At 66.3% G+C, this 17,922-nt stretch carries 15 protein-coding genes; 9 read left to right on the plus strand and 6 right to left on the minus strand.

Annotated features, from left to right (window positions below; genetic code table 11):
• Positions 1-118 precede the first annotated feature (118 nt).
• From stf0 to L6444_RS23385, 5 genes are read left to right on the plus strand one after another with little or no spacing between them, the layout of a single operon-like run.
• Entirely contained in the window at positions 119-922 is an 804-nt protein-coding gene (stf0, locus tag L6444_RS23365; protein WP_236977532.1) for a trehalose 2-sulfotransferase, read from the plus strand.
• The gene (gene cysD / locus L6444_RS23370; protein WP_236977534.1) at positions 919-1,848 is read left to right on the plus strand and encodes a sulfate adenylyltransferase subunit CysD; all 930 of its coding nucleotides are present in this window, start codon (positions 919-921) and stop codon (positions 1,846-1,848) included. The genes stf0 and cysD overlap by 4 nt, the downstream gene beginning before the upstream one ends.
• Entirely contained in the window at positions 1,848-3,767 is a 1,920-nt protein-coding gene (cysC, locus tag L6444_RS23375; RefSeq protein ID WP_236977537.1) for an adenylyl-sulfate kinase, read from the plus strand. Before cysD ends, cysC begins: the two co-directional genes overlap by 1 nt.
• A 56-nt stretch (positions 3,768-3,823) precedes the next feature.
• Positions 3,824-3,961, plus strand: a complete 138-nt coding sequence (locus L6444_RS23380) for a hypothetical protein (RefSeq protein WP_236977539.1) — start codon at positions 3,824-3,826, stop codon at positions 3,959-3,961.
• Between the two features lie 4 nt (positions 3,962-3,965).
• Positions 3,966-5,078, plus strand: coding sequence for a YeiH family protein (locus tag L6444_RS23385; protein WP_236977540.1), 1,113 nt, complete (start codon positions 3,966-3,968; stop codon positions 5,076-5,078).
• Between the two features lie 57 nt (positions 5,079-5,135).
• On the opposite strand, the gene L6444_RS23390 is transcribed toward L6444_RS23385, so the two are convergent.
• The 6 genes from L6444_RS23390 to fdxA form a co-directional block, all read right to left on the minus strand.
• On the minus strand, positions 5,136-6,521 hold the full coding sequence (locus L6444_RS23390) for an HNH endonuclease signature motif containing protein (protein ID WP_236977541.1): 1,386 nt from the start codon (positions 6,519-6,521) through the stop codon (positions 5,136-5,138).
• A 90-nt stretch (positions 6,522-6,611) separates the two neighbouring features.
• On the minus strand, positions 6,612-7,454 hold the full coding sequence (locus L6444_RS23395; RefSeq protein ID WP_236977542.1) for an SDR family oxidoreductase: 843 nt from the start codon (positions 7,452-7,454) through the stop codon (positions 6,612-6,614).
• 22 nt (positions 7,455-7,476) lie between these two features.
• A complete protein-coding gene (locus L6444_RS23400; RefSeq protein ID WP_236977543.1) occupies positions 7,477-8,736 on the minus strand; it encodes an alpha/beta hydrolase in 1,260 nt (419 codons plus the stop codon).
• A gap of 30 nt (positions 8,737-8,766) precedes the next feature.
• Positions 8,767-11,139 (minus strand): APC family permease, encoded by a 2,373-nt coding sequence (locus tag L6444_RS23405; protein WP_236984364.1) that lies wholly within the window; start codon positions 11,137-11,139, stop codon positions 8,767-8,769.
• 121 nt (positions 11,140-11,260) lie between these two features.
• Complete coding sequence (gene dapC / locus L6444_RS23410; RefSeq protein ID WP_236984366.1) at positions 11,261-12,361, minus strand: succinyldiaminopimelate transaminase; 1,101 nt, start codon at positions 12,359-12,361, stop codon at positions 11,261-11,263.
• A 36-nt stretch (positions 12,362-12,397) separates the two neighbouring features.
• Positions 12,398-12,724 (minus strand): ferredoxin, encoded by a 327-nt coding sequence (gene fdxA / locus L6444_RS23415; protein WP_180914903.1) that lies wholly within the window; start codon positions 12,722-12,724, stop codon positions 12,398-12,400.
• A gap of 267 nt (positions 12,725-12,991) precedes the next feature.
• On the opposite strand from fdxA, the gene L6444_RS23420 reads away from it, so the two are divergent.
• From L6444_RS23420 to L6444_RS23435, 4 genes are all read left to right on the plus strand, one after another.
• Positions 12,992-13,489 (plus strand): GNAT family N-acetyltransferase, encoded by a 498-nt coding sequence (locus L6444_RS23420; RefSeq protein WP_255731327.1) that lies wholly within the window; start codon positions 12,992-12,994, stop codon positions 13,487-13,489.
• The gene (locus tag L6444_RS23425) at positions 13,489-15,507 is read left to right on the plus strand and encodes an NADPH-dependent 2,4-dienoyl-CoA reductase (protein WP_236977545.1); all 2,019 of its coding nucleotides are present in this window, start codon (positions 13,489-13,491) and stop codon (positions 15,505-15,507) included. The genes L6444_RS23420 and L6444_RS23425 overlap by 1 nt, the downstream gene beginning before the upstream one ends.
• A gap of 1,578 nt (positions 15,508-17,085) precedes the next feature.
• Positions 17,086-17,256, plus strand: coding sequence for a hypothetical protein (locus L6444_RS23430; protein ID WP_236977546.1), 171 nt, complete (start codon positions 17,086-17,088; stop codon positions 17,254-17,256).
• 318 nt (positions 17,257-17,574) lie between these two features.
• Complete coding sequence (locus L6444_RS23435) at positions 17,575-17,907, plus strand: hemophore-related protein (RefSeq protein ID WP_236977548.1); 333 nt, start codon at positions 17,575-17,577, stop codon at positions 17,905-17,907.
• The last annotated feature ends 15 nt before the right edge of the window (positions 17,908-17,922 follow it).

The following is a 17,922-nucleotide window of genomic DNA, read 5'->3' on the forward strand; positions in this document are numbered from 1 at the left end:
CTATGTAGCAACGGTATTGAACCGCCACCGGCGACTCGAGGACCCGCGCAAGAGTTATCTTCACCGTGATGGTAAATGGCTGTGTTGCAGCGGTTTTCCGTGCAGCTAGGCTGCGTGGGTGGCCGATCATCCGTCGTCATACCTGGTGCTGGCATCGCAGCGCAGTGGCAGCACACTGCTGGTCGAATCCCTGCGTGCTACCGGTGTGGCCGGCGAACCGCAGGAGTTCTTCCAATACCTGCCCAGTACCAGCCAGTCCCCGCAGCCGCGGCAGTGGTTCGAAGACGTCGACGACGAGTCGATTCTGAGCCTGCTCGATCCGTTGGACGAAGGCAAGCCCGACCTCGCACCACCGGAGATCTGGCGCGACTACATCCGCACCGTCGGCCGCACCCCCAACGGGGTGTGGGGCGGCAAGCTGATGTGGAACCAGACGCCGCTGCTGCTGGACCGGGTGGCCGGCCTGCAGGAGCGCTCGGGCGACGGACTACTGGCCGCGATCCGCGACGTCGTCGGCGAGGACCCGCTGCTGATCCACATCCACCGGCCCGACGTCATCTCGCAGGCCGTCTCGTTCTGGCGTGCCGTGCAGACCCGGGTGTGGCGGGGACGGCCCGATCCGGTCCGCGACGCGCGCGCCACCTACCACGCCGGCGCAATCGCGCACGTGGTCAAGATGCTGCGGGCTCAGGAGGCGGGCTGGCAGAACTGGTTCGAAGAGGAGAACGTCGAGCCGATCGAAATCTCCTATCCGGTGTTGTGGCGCAACCTGACTCAGGTAGTGGGCGACATCCTGGAGCGCCTGGGTCTGGACCCGCGGCTGGCACCCGAGCCGGTGCTGCAGCGCCAAGCCGACCAACGTTCCGACGAGTGGGTGGACCGCTACCGGGCGGACGCCGAGAGAGAAGGACTGCCGACATGACCACTGCGGCCGATACCCGGACCGACTCCCGGCAGGTCGACGAGCTACGGTTGCTGGAAGCCGAGGCCGTGCACATCATCCGCGAGGTCGTCGCCGAACTGCAGCGGCCGGTGCTGCTGTTCTCGGCCGGCAAAGACTCGATCGTGCTACTCAGGCTGGCGGAGAAGGCATTTCGTCCGTCGCCGTTGCCGTTTCCAGTGATGCACGTCGACACCGGACACAACTTTCCCGAAGTCATCGAATTCCGGGACCGCCGCGTCACCGGGGCAGGGCACAAGCTGATCGTCGCCTCGGTACAGGAATCCATCGACAACGGCCGGGTGCCCGACCCGGGCCCGACCGCCTCACGCAACCGCGCCCAGACCCGCACCCTGCTCGACGCCCTGGAGGCCGGGGGTTTCGACGCCGCGTTCGGCGGCGCCCGCCGCGACGAGGAACGCGCCCGCGCCAAGGAACGGATTCTGAGCTTCCGCGACGAGTTCGGCCAGTGGGACCCGCGCGCCCAACGGCCCGAGCCGTGGACGCTGTACAACGGGCGGATCAAGAAGGGCGAGCAGGTCCGGGTGTTCCCGCTCAGCAACTGGACCGAACTCGACGTCTGGCGTTACATCGAGTTGGAAGACCTGGAGATTCCGTCGATTTACTACGCGCACGAACGCGAGGTGTTCGAGCGCGACGGGATCCTGTTGGCGGTGTCGGAGTACGCCGGCCCGCAGGACGGCGAAACAGCCGCCGTGGAATGGGTGCGCTACCGCACCGTCGGCGACCTGACCATCACCGGGGCGGTGCGCTCCCAAGCCACCGACATCACCGGTGTCATCACCGAGATATCGGCGGCAACGGTGTCCGAGCGTGGCGAGACCCGCGCCGACGACCGCACGTCGGCCGCCGCGATGGAAGACCGTAAGCGAGAAGGGTATTTCTGATGGCTGTCTCCGAAAAAGTCGAGAAGACCGAGAAAATCCTTCATCCCAGGGGCGTCACCCGCCAGCTGCTGCGCATCACCACCGCCGGCTCCGTGGACGACGGCAAGAGCACCCTGATCGGCCGGCTGATGCACGACACGGACAGCCTGCCGCTGGATCATCTGGAAGCGGTCACCGACGAGGAGGGTGTCGCCGATCTGGCGGCCCTGTCCGACGGCCTGCGTGCCGAACGCGAACAGGGCATCACCATCGACGTCGCCTACCGGTTCTTCTCCACCGAGACGCGCAGCTACATCCTGGCCGACACGCCCGGCCACGAACGCTATACCCGCAACATGTTCACCGGCGCCTCCAATGCCCACGTCGCCATCCTGCTGGTCGACGCGCGCGCCGGGGTGCTGCGCCAGACCCGCAGGCATGCCCGGATCGCAAAACTGTTGGGCATCAAGCACTTCGTCGCCACCGTCAACAAGATCGACCTGATCGACTTCGACCAGTCCGGCTTCGACAGGGTGGCCGAGGAACTCGCCCAGATGGCGGCACGGCTGGGCGACGTGGACATCACGGTCATCCCGATCGCGGCCAAGCACGGCGACAACGTCGTGCACCGTTCCGAGCGCACGCCGTGGTACACCGGCCCGACCCTGTTGGAGTACCTGGAGAACGTGGAACTCGCTGCGCCGCAGGCCGAGGCGTCGCGGTTGCGGCTGCCGGTGCAATGGGTGTCGCGACCGACGGACCATCAGCGCCGCCGCTACACCGGGCGGCTGGCCGCCGGAACACTGCGTGTCGGCGATCCGGTGGTATCGCTGCCCGCCGGCACCCGCTCGACGGTGACCTTGCTGGACACCCTCGACGACAACCGAACGACAGGTGTTGCACCGCTGTCGGTTTCGATCGAGTTGGCCGACGACATCGACGTGGGACGTGGCGACGTGTTCGTCAGCGGAGCCGACGAGGCCGTTGCGCCGGTACTGGCCCGCGAACTCGACGCGCATGTGTGCTGGTTCGTCGACAAACCGCTGCGGGCCGGCGACCGGCTGGCCCTCAAACAGACCGCCAAGACCGTGCGCGCCACCGTGCAGGAGCTGCACTCACGGCTGGACCCGGAAACGCTCGACGAGCTCGATCAGCCGGTTGAGTTGACACTCAACGACATCGGCACCGTCACGCTGCGCACCAGCTCCGTCGTCGTCGCCGACAGCTACGAAGACAACCGGGACACCGGCGCATTCATCCTGATCGACGAAACCACCAACGACACCGTCGGCGCGGGCACCATCATCGAGCCGCGGGAGGTCAAACCGGGCGTACAGCAGCGCACCGACATCCGTTGGCATCCATCGGCATTGGATCGCAAGCACCGCTGGACGGCCACCGGGCAGTCGGGCGCGACCATCTGGTTCACCGGCCTGCCGGCGTCCGGCAAGTCCACCGTCGCGGTGGCCGTGGAGCGCGCATTGGTCGAATCGGGCCGGGTCGCCTACCTGCTCGACGGTGACAATCTGCGCCACGGCCTCTCCGACGACCTCGGCTTCTCCCCCGGCGACCGTGCCGAGAACATCAGGCGGGTGGGGCATTTGGCGCGCCTGCTGGCCGACGCGGGTGTGGTGGCGCTGGCCTCGCTGGTCTCGCCGCTGAAGTCCGACCGCGAGACCGCCCGGGCGCTCAGCGAAGCCGCCAAGCTGCCCTTCATCGAGGTGCACGTCGCGACGTCGTTGGCAGAATGCGAAAAGCGCGACCCCAAGGGGCTTTACGCCCGGGCGCGCAGCGGCGAGCTCAAAGGCCTGACCGGTGTGGACGCGCCCTACGAGGCGCCGGAGAGCCCCGACCTGGTGCTCGACACCACCGGAGCCGACATCGACGAACTCGCCGCGCAGGTGATCCGGCTGCTCGACGAGCGCAGCCCACGGCACTAAACTCACCGCGATCAGATCCATTGGCCGGCAAGGCCAGCGACGCGACAATTTCCGGAATGAGCAGCACAACGCCGCGGGGTGGCCGCGGCCTGGAGCGCCTCGGCTCGATCTCGATCGACTGGTGGGCGACGATACTGGCCGGGGTGATCGCCGTGCTGGCGATCACCGACATCCTGCCCCGCATCCCGTGGTGACCCCGTGAGCACCGTTCGGGTCGAGCCCGAAGACGTTCGCACCGATGCGCGTGGTCTACGGCCGCTGGACTACCTGCCCGGGCTGTTGCTGCTGACCGCCGTCGGCGTGCTGGGCAAGTACGCCCAGATCTGGTGGAACACCCTGGCCCGTCGACAGCACTGGACGGTGCCCGACATCGAGTACGTGCTGTGGGCGATCCTGATCGGGCTGCTGATCGCCAACACCGTCGGTCTGCACCGGTGGTTTCGGCCCGGAGTGGGGACTTACGAATTCTGGCTGAAGATCGGGATCGTGCTGCTGGGTTCGCGGTTCGTGCTCGGCGACATCGCCAAGCTCGGGGGCGCCAGCCTGGTGCAGATTCTGGTCGACATGGTGATCGCGGGGACCGTCATCCTGGCGGCCGCTCGAGCGTTCGGGTTGTCGGGCAAGCTGGGCTCGTTGCTGGCGATCGGCACGTCGATCTGTGGCGTGTCGGCCATCGTCGCCGCCAAAGGTGCCATCCGGGCCCGTAATTCGGAGGTGAGTTACGCGATCGCGGCGATCCTGGCGCTGGGCGCGGTAGCGCTGTTCACGCTGCCGCCACTGGGTCATGCGATCGGGCTCACCGACAACGAATTCGGTTTGTGGGCCGGTCTTTCGGTGGACAACACCGCCGAGACCACCGCCACCGGCTACCTGTACTCCGACCACGCCGGCAAGATCGCGGTGCTGGTCAAGTCGACCCGCAACGCTTTGATCGGTTTCGTGGTGCTGGGTTTCGCGGTGTTCTGGGCCGCCCGCGGTGAAGCCGACGAGATAGCGCCCGGCGTTGCCGCCAAGGTCGCGTTCATCTGGGACAAGTTCCCCAAGTTCGTGCTGGGCTTCCTGGCCGTGTCGGCGATCGCGACGGCCGGCTGGCTGACCAAGGGGCAGACCGCCAACCTCGCCAACGTGTCGAAATGGGCGTTCCTGCTCACCTTCGCCGGCGTGGGACTCAACACCGACATCCGCCAGATCACCCGAACCGGTTGGCGTCCTTTGGTTGTCGCCGTCGTCGGGTTGGTCGTCGTAGCGCTGGTCTCGCTGGGACTGGTGCTGCTCACCTCGCGCGTACTGCACTGGGGTGTGGGCAGTTAACCCAGCGTCACTGCTGGGCTGCGGCTGGGTGCGCCACGATACCGTCGCCGATTGCGGTCAATCGGGTCGGTCGTCACCGGGTTCGTCCATGCCGGTTTCGTACAGGATTTTCTCGGGGTGGTGGTATCGGTTGGTGCGACGCTGGCCGTGATCGAGGTGTGGTGGTGGGATCCATTCCACCTCGCCGTGAGCGTTGAGCTGGGTGGTCCAGCCTTGTTCGGCCAGCGGGTGGTGTTGCCCGCAGCCCCAGGCCAGGCCGTTGACGTCGGTCTCACCGGTGAGCGCATACGGGATCAGGTGGTGGACTTCGCATTTGTACCCTTTGACCGGGCAGCCGGGAAAGGTGCAGCCCCGCTGGCCGGCATAGAGCACCAGCCGTTGCGCGGGGCTGGCCAGGCGTTTGGTGTGATACAGCGCCAACGCTTTTCCCTGGTCGAAGATCGCCAGGTAGTGGTGGGCATGGCGGGCCAGGCGGATGACATCGGACATCGGCAGGATGGTGCCGCCGCCGGTCAATCCGCGCCCGGCCGCCGCTTCGAGTTCCTTCAAGGTGGTGGTGACGATGATGCTGGCGGGTAACCCGTTGTGCTGGCCCAAGGTCTGCGACATCAGCACCGCGCGTCCGGCGGCCAACAGTGCATCGTGAAACCGCTGGTCGGCCGAGCGCATATCGCGCCGCGCCGCCTCGGGTGAGGGTGCGGCGTCGACGGCGGGGTGCTCGTCGTCGCGGTTGCACTGGCCCGGAGCACCCAGCTTCGCGTCGATGGCTTCGAGCACCGCGCGCAGTTCGGGGTCGACGTAGCCGCTGATCGCCGACATCCGGTCCGCGCCTTGGCGGCCCAGCCGGATACCGCGCTTGCGGGCGCGGGCTTGATCGTCGGTGGGTTCGGGGCCGTCCTGGTTGAGCAGGTCGAACAGGGCGCGGGCATCCTCGCGCAGCTCATCGGGACGACACTCGCCCGCGAGCTTGGCGAGCTGCTTTTCGGCTTCGGCGCGCACCTCGGGCTGGATCGAGGCGGGCAACTCGGCCAAAAAGCTGCGGATCACGCTGAGGTGCTCGTCGTTGATCCGGCCGCGGGCGCGGGCCTGCGCGGTGTGGGGCAGCAACGGCGGCAACGGCTCGCCGGTCAACGCCTGGCGCGGGCCGAGGTCGGCGGCCGCCTTGATGCGCTGACCGGCCTGGGTGGGGCTGATGTGCAGGCGGTCGGCGATCACCGTGCGTAGCCTGCCGCCGATGTCGGCGCTGCTGCAGCGGGCATCGAGATGGTTGATCAGTTCGCACTCGGGGACTCGCGCCAGACGCGCAATCTGTTCGGCGGTTTCCAGCATCCCCAGCCATTCGGTGCCCGTCAGCGCACCAAAGGTCAACTCCGACCACCGTTTTGCATACGCGCGCAGCCCATCGACCACCTCGGTGATCTCCTCACGACTGCTGCACTGCATACCCGAAGACTACGAACCGGCACCGACAACTAGTCGCCCAGAATCCAGCCAATACAGACCATTTCACTCACAGCGAAACAATCCGCAACCCTAGCCGTCGCCGGCCGGTGTCAAGGCGCGCAACCGCTTCAGGGCGAGCCGGCCGAACTGGCGCGACACCGTCTGCGACCACCGGTCCACGTACCACGCGGCCTTCCACCAGCTGGGCACGATGATGACCCCGTCACCGCGCAGCACCGCACGCAGGGCACGCGCGGCGAACTCCTCCGGGGCCATCGGCCGCATCGGCTCCCAATACTTAAGGATCTGTTCGTCGCTGACGCCGGCGAAACGGCCGTACTTACCCATGGTGAGAATCGGAGTCCGAACTGCGCCCGGACACAGCACCGACACCCGCACGCCGTGACGCGCGGCCTCGAGCCGCAACACCTTCGAAATCGCAACGACCGCATGCTTGCTCGCGGTGTAGCTCGCCGAACCCGGCGCCGGTAACAGACCGGCCATCGAAGCGGTGTTCACGATGTGGCCGCTGCCCTGCCGGATCATGAGCGGGTAGACCGCTTGGATGCCGTGCACCACGCCGCGCAGGTTCACGTCGAAGACGTCGTTCCAGTCCTGAAGGGTGTAGGAGTCGATCTCACCGCCGACCCCGATCCCGGCGTTGTTGAACAGGTAGTCGATCCGGCCGCAGCGCTGTACCACCTCGCCCACGGCACCCTCGAACGGCGGATAGTCGCGCACATCGAGTTCGATCGCATGCGCCTTCGCGCCGGCCCGATCCAGCCGTCGCGCCAGGTCCCGCGCAGCCTCGATCTGGCGGTCGGCGATCCATACCTCGGCACCACCCTTGACCAACTCGGCCGACAACGCGGCGCCGATCCCGGACGCGCCGCCGGTCACGAAGGCGACTTTGCCTGAAACGCTCGCAGTCATTCGTGAAGACCAATCGCCGCCGCTACGACGCGACCGTCGCCCGCCTGTCCGCTCGCGACGACGCGTAGACCTCGGCCAGGAACTGCTCGACGGCCACCGCGGTGTGCGCCGCGCGCGCCGATCCGAAGATATCGAAAGCGTGCTGCGCCCAAGGCAATTCGGCATAGACGACGGGTTGGCGGCTCACCTCGCGCAGCCGCGAGGTGAAGCTGCGGGCCTGCTCCACCGGAATCAGCGAGTCGTTGGTGCCGTGCAGCACGAAAAACGGCGGCGCGTCTTCGGAGACATGGGTGATCGGCGAGGCCAGCCGGAACGGTTCGGCGATCTCACCCCGGCTCAGCTTGAACACCCGCTTGCCCAGCATGGCCGGCATCATCGGGTGCACGGCGTCGTCGCGGGTGAAGTCGTAGAAGCCGTAGAACGGTACGGCCGCCTGCACCCGGGTGTCGGCGTCTTCGAAGCCGGTCTGGAACAGGGGGTCGTTCGGGGTGAGTGCGGCCAGGGAAGACAAGTGCCCGCCGGCCGAGCCCCCGGTGATAGCAATCCACTCCGGGTCGCCGCCGTAGGAGGCGATGTTCTCCTTCGTCCACGCGATGGCCCGTTTGACGTCGACGATCTGATCCGGCCAGGTCGACCGCGGGCTCAGCCGGTAGTTCACCGACACACAGATCCAGCCGAGTTCGGCCAGGTGGCTCATCAGCGGATGTGCCTGTCCGCGTTTGTTTCCCACCATCCAGGCACCACCATGAACCTGTAGCAGCACCGGCGCCCGCCCGTCGCGGTCGAGGTCTGGCCGCCGCCAGATGTCGAGATGGTTTCGGGAGCCGAACTCGCCGTAACTGATGTCAGCGTCGTGCGCGTAGTCGCGCCAGATCCGCAGCATGCGCGCCGGTCCCGGTTTCTTCGCGGTCGCACCGCCGGATGCCGGGCGCTTCCACAAGTCCGCGCCGTCGGTGCGGCGGTCCTGACCCAGCCCCTCGTCCAGCGCCGCCGTCAGCGTCTCCTGGGCGTTGTGCCCGGCACGGCGCAGGCCCAGCAGGGCCACCCACGATGCAACAGCCACCGTCCAGCTGAAGACGGTCGTCCGCGGCGACCGTCGAGGAGTTACCGCGGCCAGCGCAGCGACGTGCGCGGCGAGCCCATACAACGGAAGCTCGGAGGCGAGCAGTCCATAACCGAACGCGTAGCCCGCCCCGTAGCCGCGCTTGCTGAACGGACGGTAGCCGTTAACCGCGAAAACCGCCCCTGCCAGAGCCACCAAAACCGCCGCTATTCGCTTCATCGCGCGCCTCCCCGTCGTTGCTCAACCAATCTAACCGCCCACACCGGAGCCCAGCTCACCCGGTTTCCCCGGCCTCCCCGCCCCGCCGGCGTCCCGGGTCTCCGCGGGCTGCTCGACGATCCGGTAGTCCGGGTCGACGATGGTGACGGGCCCGTTACCGCTTTGGCGCGGCTTCCCGGTGAGCCGCAGCAACTGACCCGGTTGCACGTCGGCACCGCCATGACGAAACGAGATGGTGACCTCCCCGGTGTCGTCGGCGACCACGACCTCGCGCAACGTCTGTCCCCGTTTGGTGATGTCCTCGACCTCGCTGACGCGTCCTTCGAAGGTGGCGCGCTGACCGGGGATCAGGCCGGACACCGGAATCAACGACGGTGAGCGGTCAGAGTTGTCGGGATGCGCGTAGGCCTCGGCGCCTCGCGCCTCGTCCCGCGAGACCCACGCTTCGAGCTTGTCGAGCTCGCGGGCCAGCCGCTGCTCGAAGCGCTGCGGGTACGCCTCCTGGACCCGGGACTGCACGTCGTAGGGCACGATCGTCGCGGCCGCGTTCGGCAGCAGGCTGATCGCGCGGGCGATCTTGTCAGCGGTGCGGTCGTGCAGCAGCCGCCCAAGCAGCGGCGCATACGTCCGGCGGGGCAGCAACACCGTCACATTGGTATCTTTGTGCTCTTTGCTCGCCTTGGCGACCAGTAACTGCGCAGCCCGGTTTATCCGCCGGTCCGGGCAGTCCACCACCCGCAGCGGGGTATCCAGATCGAAGCTGTCCCAACGCTTTCGCAGCTGCGCGGCATGCTGCGCATCGACCATGAAGTGCACCGCGGTCAGCTCGTCGGCGCGCAATCCTTTGCCGTACCGCAAGGCTTCGAGCGCCGCGAGGTCAAGCGAATTCACGAAAACGAAGACCTTGTGCCTGGCGTATTTCACCAATTCGGGTCGGTCGGTGCGGAACGTCTCCAAAATGGCTGCCTCCGCGCGGTATTCCTTGTTCAGCCGCATCAGCCCGAGCACCAGCAGCGGGAACAGAACGACCACCAGCCAGGCTCCCTCGGTGAACTTCGCCACCGCGAAGATGCCGACCACCACCGTGGACAGGATGCCCGCGGACAGGTTGATCGCGAGTCGCCGTCGCCAGCCCGGCTCCCGCTGAGTCAGGTGGTGTTTGGTCATCCCATAGCCCGCCATCGAGAATCCGGTGAACACACCGATGGCGAAGACCGGAATCAGCGCGTTCACCGAGCCGCCGGTGGCCACCAGCAACGTCACCGACAGCGCGGTGAGCGTGATGATGCCGTTCGAGAAGACCAGTCGGTGACCACGTTTCATCAACTGCCTGGGCAGGAAGCGGTCTTCGGCGACGAAACTGGCCAGTGCGGGGAAGCCGTTGAAACTGGTGTTCGCGCCGACGTAGAGAATGGCAGCCGTCGACGCCTGCACCAGTATGTAGCAGATGTTTCCAACCAAACCGTTACCGAACACCGCCCGGCCGATCTGTGACAACACCGACGGATATTCGGTCAGATACGGCGTTGCATGCGTGACGTGGGCGAGATAGGCGACACCGGCGAGCAAGAATCCCAGAATGCACGCCATCGCCGTCAACACCCGGCGTGCGTTGCGGCCCTGCGGTTTCCGGAACACGTCGACGGTATTCGAGATCGCCTCGACGCCGGTGAGCGACGAACCGCCGTTGGCGAACGCGCGCAATAGCACCAGGATGGTCGCACCCATGACCAAGCCGTTGCCCTGATGAACCGGCACCGCGCCGGCGATGTGCTCCGGATCGAATGTCGGTAATCCCCAGAATATTTCGCGGACGACACCGACCACGATCGTCAAACCGATCATCACCACGAAGAAATAGGTCGCGGCCGCGAACGGCCAGCCCGCTTCGCGCAGTCCCCGCAGGTTCAGGTAGCAGATGGCCAGCACCACGCCGACGGTGATCTCCAAGCTGTAGGGACCCAGTGCCGGGATCGCCGACACCACTGCCACCGTTCCCGCCGCCGCCTGCACTGCCACGGTGACGACGTAGTCGATCAACAGTGCCGCGGCGGCAATCTGAGCCACCCGGGGCCCGAAGTTCTCCCGCGCGACGATGTAAGACCCACCCGCTCGGGTATAGGCCATGACGACCTGCCGATACGACGCGGTCACCAAGGCCAGAATCACCAGAATGACACCGGTGATGGGGAGCAGCAACGCAAACGCTGCCAGCCCCGCGTGGGGCAACAGTTCGATCAAGACCTGCTCCGGGCCGTAAGCCGTCGACGAGATCGCATCAGGCGAAAGGGCGCCCAATGCAACCTGATTCGACAGCTTTTCGGCCCCCAGGGACTCGGTGATCAGCGGTCTACCCAGAAACACCCGCCTGGCCACGTCCCCGATCGACACCGGTATCCGCATTTTGCCGGCCGAATCACCGGTCGAACCCGCAGTGCCACTAGCAGTCGTCACAAGCCAATTCCTTACCGACACGCGCCGAGAGGAGCATTCGATGCATTCTGCCGCCTCGGATGCCAGGCACCTAGCTCTGCAGGCGCTCGACCGCCGCGGCGACGCGCTCGTCGGTGGCGGTCAGCGCAACCCGCACGTGCCGCGCGCCGGTGGGACCGTAGAAGTCGCCGGGGGCCACCAGGATGCCGCGGTCGGCCAGCCAAGCGACCGTCTGGTGGCAGTCTTGGGCACGGCTGGCCCACAGATACAGGCCGGCCTCGGAGTGGTCGACGGTAAATCCCGCCGTGCGCAACGCCGGCAGCAACACGGCGCGGCGCTGCGCATACCTTTCCCGCTGCTGGCGCTCGTGGTCGTCGTCGTCGAGCGCGGCCACCATCGCGGCCTGCACCGGCGTCGGGACGATCATCCCGGCATGCTTACGTACCGCCAGCAACTCGGTGATCACCTGCTGGTCGCCGGCCACGAAGCCGGCCCGGTAACCGGCCAGCGACGACGTCTTGGACAGCGAATGGATCGCCAGCAGCCCGGTGTGGTCGCCGTCGCAGACCGCGGGATGCAGCACCGAAAGCGGCGCCGGTCGGTGGTCGGAGTCCCAGGCCAAACCGAGGTAGCACTCGTCGGAAGCGACCAGCACCCCACGCTCGCGCGCCCACCCGACCACCTTGCGCAGATGGTCGACGCCCAGCACCCGGCCGGTGGGATTGCTCGGCGAGTTCAGGTACACCAGCGCCGGGACCTGCGGGCCCAGCTGGGTCAGCGAATCCGCGCGCACGATCTGCGCCCCGGCCAGCCGGGCACCCACCTCGTACGTCGGATAAGCCAGCTCGGGTACCACCACAGTCGCCGCAGCATCCAATCCCAGCAAGGTCGGCAACCACGCGATGAGTTCCTTGCTGCCGATCACCGGTAGCACCGCGGACTCGGCGAGCCCGATCACCCCGTAGCGACGGGCCAGCGCCGCCACCGCGGACTGCCGCAGCTGCGGTGTGCCGGCGGTGGCGGGATAACCCGGCGCCGAACTCGCCGCAGCCAGTGCATCCCGAATCAGCGGCGCGACCGGGTCCACCGGGGTCCCGACGGACAGGTCGACGATCCCGTCCGGATGCGCTGCTGCCCTGGCCTTTGCCTCGGCCAGGGTGTCCCACGGGAACTCGGGTAGGGCGGCCGACAAGGCGCCGCCCTTCCGGGGCTGCAGCACCAGGGAGCTCTAGTCGTCCTCGCCCTGCGGGGGCAGATCCTTGACCGCTTGCGGGTCGTTGTCGGTCTGGCCCACCTTGGCCGCGCCACCGGGAGAACCCAGTTCCACGAAGAAGTCGGCGTTGATCTGGGTGTACTGGCCCCACTGCTCAGGCACATCGTCTTCGTAGTAGATCGCCTCGACCGGGCACACCGGTTCGCAGGCGCCGCAGTCGACGCACTCGTCGGGGTGGATGTACAGCATCCGGGCACCCTCATAGATGCAGTCGACCGGGCACTCCTCGATGCACGCCTTGTCCTTGATGTCGGTGCAGGGCTGGGCAATCACGTAGGTCACGGACGTCTCCTCAACGTGTCCTTCTGGTACGGCTCTGTGGGCTGTCGGTCGCGCCGCCCGGGGGCTTCCAGACGGCGGACCGGTACTGCAATTGGTTACTGATACTAGACGTTGCACATACAGGCGGGCCAAATGGCACGCCCGTAACTGTGTCCAGCCACTATCCACCTTCTTGCCGACCGTCCCGCCTCGGCCCCGGTAGAGATCTGTGACACTGGACGGGTGGTCCGCGGGGCAGTCACGCCGTCGTTCAGGGTCGAACCACGGATGCCGGCAGATCTGCCGGAATGTGTCGAAATTCTCCGCTCTGTCCACCGTGCGGACGGCTACCCGCGGTTCTGGCCCACCGATCCTGCCCGCAGGATCGCATCGAAAAGGGAACTCGTCGCGTGGGTGGCCAGGGACGCTGCGTCGCGCATCTGCGGCCACGTCTCGCTGCACCAAGTCGGCGACGGCCCAGACGCTGATCTGTGGACCGCCTCAGGCCTCGGGCCGCAACGACTGATGGGCCTGAACCGGCTGTTCGTCGCCCGGGCACATCGCCGGTCGCACGTGGGCGAGACGCTGATGATCACGGCGACCCGTTATGCCCATCAACACGGCGTACAACCGGCACTGGACGTTGCCCAACACGGCAGCGCTGCGATCGCGCTGGACGAACGCCTTGGCTGGCGCCGCGTCGGCGAGTGGGAATTGACGGTCGACGCGAAACGAAGCCTTCCGCTCTTCGCCTACGCCGGTCCGCCCCCGAGTGGTCTGCTGTGATGTCCTACCCAAATCTGTTGTCCCCGTTGAATCTTGGCTTCATCACTCTGCGCAACCGGGTGGTGATGGGGTCGATGCACACCGGCCTGGAAGACCGCGCGCACCACATCGATCGGCTGGCCGCGTACTTCGCCGAACGCGCGCGCGGCGGCGTGGGGCTCATCATCACCGGCGGCTACGCCCCCAACCGCACCGGCTGGCTGCTCCCGTTTGCCGCCGACCTGACCTCCGCGGCCCAGGCCCGTCGGCACAGACGTGTCACCAGCGCGGTGCACGACGAGGGCGGCAAGATCCTGTTACAGATCCTGCACGCCGGACGCTATGCCTACCATCCACTTTCGGTGAGCGCCTCGTCAATCAAGGCTCCCATCAACCCGTTTCGGCCCCGAGCCCTGACCAGCCGCGGGGTCGAGTCGACCATCGCCGATTTCGTGCGCTGCGCGCTGTTGGCCCGCGAAGCGGGCTACGACGGTGTCGAAATCATGGGCAGCGAAGGCTATCTGGTCAACCAGTTCCTGGCCCCCCGCACCAACAAGCGCACCGATTCGTGGGGCGGCTCGCCGGCCAACCGCCGGCGCTTCCCGGTCGAGATCGTGCGTCGCACCCGGGCAGCAGTGGGGTCCGATTTCGTCCTCTGTTACCGGATGTCGATGGCCGACTACGTCGAAGACGGCCAGAGCTGGGACGAAATCGTCGCGTTGGCAACCGAAGTACAGGCCGCCGGGGCAACCATCATCAACTCCGGGTTCGGCTGGCACGAGGCACGGGTGCCCACGATCGTCACCTCGGTGCCCAACAGCGCGTTCGTCGGCATCAGCAGCGCCCTGGCCGAACACGTCGACATCCCCGTAGTGGCGTCTAACCGAATCAACATGCCGCAGGCCGCCGAACAGATCCTGGCCGACAGTCACGTCCGGCTGGTCTCGATGGCCCGGCCGTTGTTGGCCGATCCCGAATGGGTGCTCAAGGCGCAATCCGAACGGGCCGACGAGATCAACACCTGCATCGCCTGCAACCAAGCCTGCCTGGACCACGCGTTCGCCAGGAAAACGGTGTCGTGCCTGCTCAATCCCAGAGCCGGGCACGAGACGAAGTTGGTGCTCGCACCGGCCCGGCGCGCGTGCACGGTGGCCGTGGTGGGCGCCGGCCCGGCCGGACTGGCCGCGGCGGTCAGCGCCGCCCAGCGTGGGCACCGGGTCACCCTGTTCGAGGCCAACGAGTTCGTCGGGGGCCAGTTCGACCTGGCGCGGCGCATTCCGGGCAAAGAGGAATTCAGCGAGACGGTCCGGTACTTCTCGACGATGCTGGCCAAGCTCGGCGTCGAGGTCCGGCTGGGCACCCGGGCGGGTGCGGACGATCTGGCCGGTTACGACCACGTGGTGCTCGCCACCGGCGTCGCCCCGCGCCTGCCGGCCATCCCCGGCATCGACCATCCCAAGGTGCTGACCTACGCCGAGGCGATCACCGGCGCCAAGCCGGTCGGCAAGACGGTGGCCGTCATTGGCGCCGGCGGCATCGGCTTCGACGTATGCGAACTGCTGGTCACCGACGAGTCGCCGACGCTGAACCTCAAGGAGTGGAAGGCGGAGTGGGGGGTGGTCGATCCGCAGGAGGCTCGGGGCGCGCTGAGCACGCCCCGGCCCGCCCCGGCGGCCCGGCAGGTGTACCTGCTGCAGCGGACCAAGGGTCGGCAGGGCAGGCGGCTCGGCAAGACCACCGGCTGGGTGCACCGGGCGTCGTTGCAGGCCAAAGGCGTGCACCAGCTGTCCGGGGTCAATTACGAGCGGATCGACGACGACGGCCTGCACATCAGCTTCGGACCGGACCGGCAACGGCCGCAGCTGCTGGCGGTGGATTCGGTGGTGGTGTGCGCCGGCCAGGAGTCGGTGCGCGACCTGGCCGACGACCTACGCCGTGCGGGCGTGGATCCGCACATTATCGGCGGGGCGGCGGTGGCCGCCGAATTGGATGCCAAGCGTGCGATCAAGCAGGGCACCGAACTCGCCGCCAAGCTCTGATGCAGAATTTGTCCGCCCAGTGCGCCTTGCTCTCCGACTCAACCCCGATACGACTCGACACTGCACCGCGTTCGCTACGGAGGCCACTGTCGCGGTCGCTATTCATTTGTACGGTTGGATAGGCGGACTAGACAATCGCACTCTGACTCAAGGCTGCGGAACTATGCGCGCAGGTGGTCGACGTGGACGGAGCTGGCGTGACCCAGCGGCTGTGACGGCGGCGCTCGACGCGTTAGGAATATCCTCCGCGAACATTGCGGAACATCGCTCAATGCGGCGTCAAGCCGTACACGTAGTAGCACGGCATTGCCGTCTGCCCAGGACCGATAGGCGCCGGCGCGGTACCCGGCGCATTCCACCTCGGAACGCCATCGACGACCCAGCAATTCTTGTCCGCGAGGTCACCCGTTTGGGGCCTGCCCGTAGTGGGATTGTTGGGAAGCGACGGAAGACCAGGGGCTCCCGGTTGCTGCTGTTCAGAAGACGGCGCGGGCTGCTGTTCGGAGGACGGCGTGGGCGACGGATTCTCGGGATCGGCGGTCGCCGTCGGCGCACCGGCCAGGATCGGGATCGCGCCTGCGACCACCAGTCCTCCCAGCAGGGCTCTCCGGCCTTGTCCCGGAATGATCATCGGCTTCCTCCCCGTCAATTGATGCAAGTCTGCACAGATGGCACCGAAATAACAGCGTTTCGCCGAAACTAGGCTGGCCGCCTGCCGACAACCGAACCCACGATCAAGTCAGGTACTCGCAATCGCGGCAGGGCTGTGAACGTCACCTTTGATCGGGCTGGTCGCGCGGAAGCCCGGGCCAATACCCGCGGGGTCGCGAGTCGGCTGAATTATAGGGAAAACCCTGTATCGATCTCGGTGCCACAATGCGTAGTCTCAGCGCGACACGTCGCAAAAGTAAGAGCGTCACGCCATAAGAACCGCTCTTCGAGGAATGCCCGTCAGCACCTTTGTCGCGACCGTGGCGATCGTGCTGGCTAGCCGTATTGACAACGCCTGACACAGGCTTTCGGAAGGGATCGGACATGAAGCTAATTAATCGCGGACTGGCAGCCGGCTTTGCCCTGACATGCGTGGCAGTCGGATTGGCCGGCCCGGCGCATGCCGAACTGCTCGAAGGGACCTACGCGGCAAGAGTCATCGAACCTCAGGGCTTCCCGACGAATACCTGGGTCTTCAGCTCGTGTGGTCCGGATTGTCTGCTGCGGCAAATAGGTTCTAACGAGAATACGTATGTAGAACTACACCGACAGGGCACTTCCTGGGTCGGAACAGCGGGCTCCACTACGACAACCATCGATAATGCCTCACTGGTTGTGCATTCAGGTCCCTTCGTTTTTGAGTTGACAAAAGTCGGCTGAGCGCAGGTTGACTTGCTCGTGACTGACTGACCAATCCACAGAATGGAAAGATTCATGAAAATGGTGGTTCCGCAACCACTTGCGTTCGCACTTGCAGCAAGCTCGATTGCCCTGGCGTCCCCGGCCCTGGCTGATGACCCGCCACCGGTCCCCGTCACTCCGGGACAGCACACCCTGACAATTACTTCTAACGGGCACGCCTTCGCCGTGACGGTCGCACTGGACTGCGGTCCGGCCTGCTTCTCCATGACGCACGAGACAACGCGCAACGAGTACCAATGGATGGGCGACAAGTGGCTTGATCCGAGCCAAGGGCTGTGGACCGCCGACGGCATCACGTTCACAAACCGCAACGGCCGCACCGCCATCATGTCCTAGGGGAGACACGTGCAACTGGCCGCCGGCCAGTAGAGAGCTAACCCTCGCGAAGAAGTCACCGACTGCGCGAGAAGGCTGTGAACAACTTAAGACGGCGCTGTGGCCTGGGCCAGAGTCTCCGATTTCGCTCTCCGCAGAACTGCCCCGAATCTCCCTCTGACCTGCGATTAGTTACGGATACCCGACGTCTGGCGATATCTGTTTCGATGGAAGCACGCCCCCGGTTCCTGGTATCTTTTACCAAAGACGGCAACCGATGGGCAGATGTCGTCGCCGTCTTAGAATGGCGGTGCAATATTTGGGGAAGGTGTCTGCACAATGAGGTTGTCTGTAATTGGAATGGGTGTCGCCGCTGGTGCTGCGGCGGTCTCGCTGGGCTTCGGCGCCGGGATCGCGTCCGCTGACCCACTGGACGCGGCGATCAACACGACGTGTAACTACGGGCAGGTAATGGCCGCACTGAACGCGACGGACCCGAGTGCGGCGGCGAAGATCTCCACCAATCCGGTCGCAGTGGCCAAGCTCAATCAGTTCCTGAGTTCGGGTCCGGACGGCCGCCGGGCGATCGCCGCGCAACTGTCTGCGATACCGGGTGCGCAGCAATACGTCAACGACCTCGTCGTGGTCGCTGACACCTGCAACAACTACTGAGTTCTGCATAACCGC

Source organism: Mycobacterium kiyosense (assembly GCA_021654635.1).
Classification (GTDB): Bacteria; Actinomycetota; Actinomycetes; order Mycobacteriales; family Mycobacteriaceae; genus Mycobacterium; species Mycobacterium kiyosense.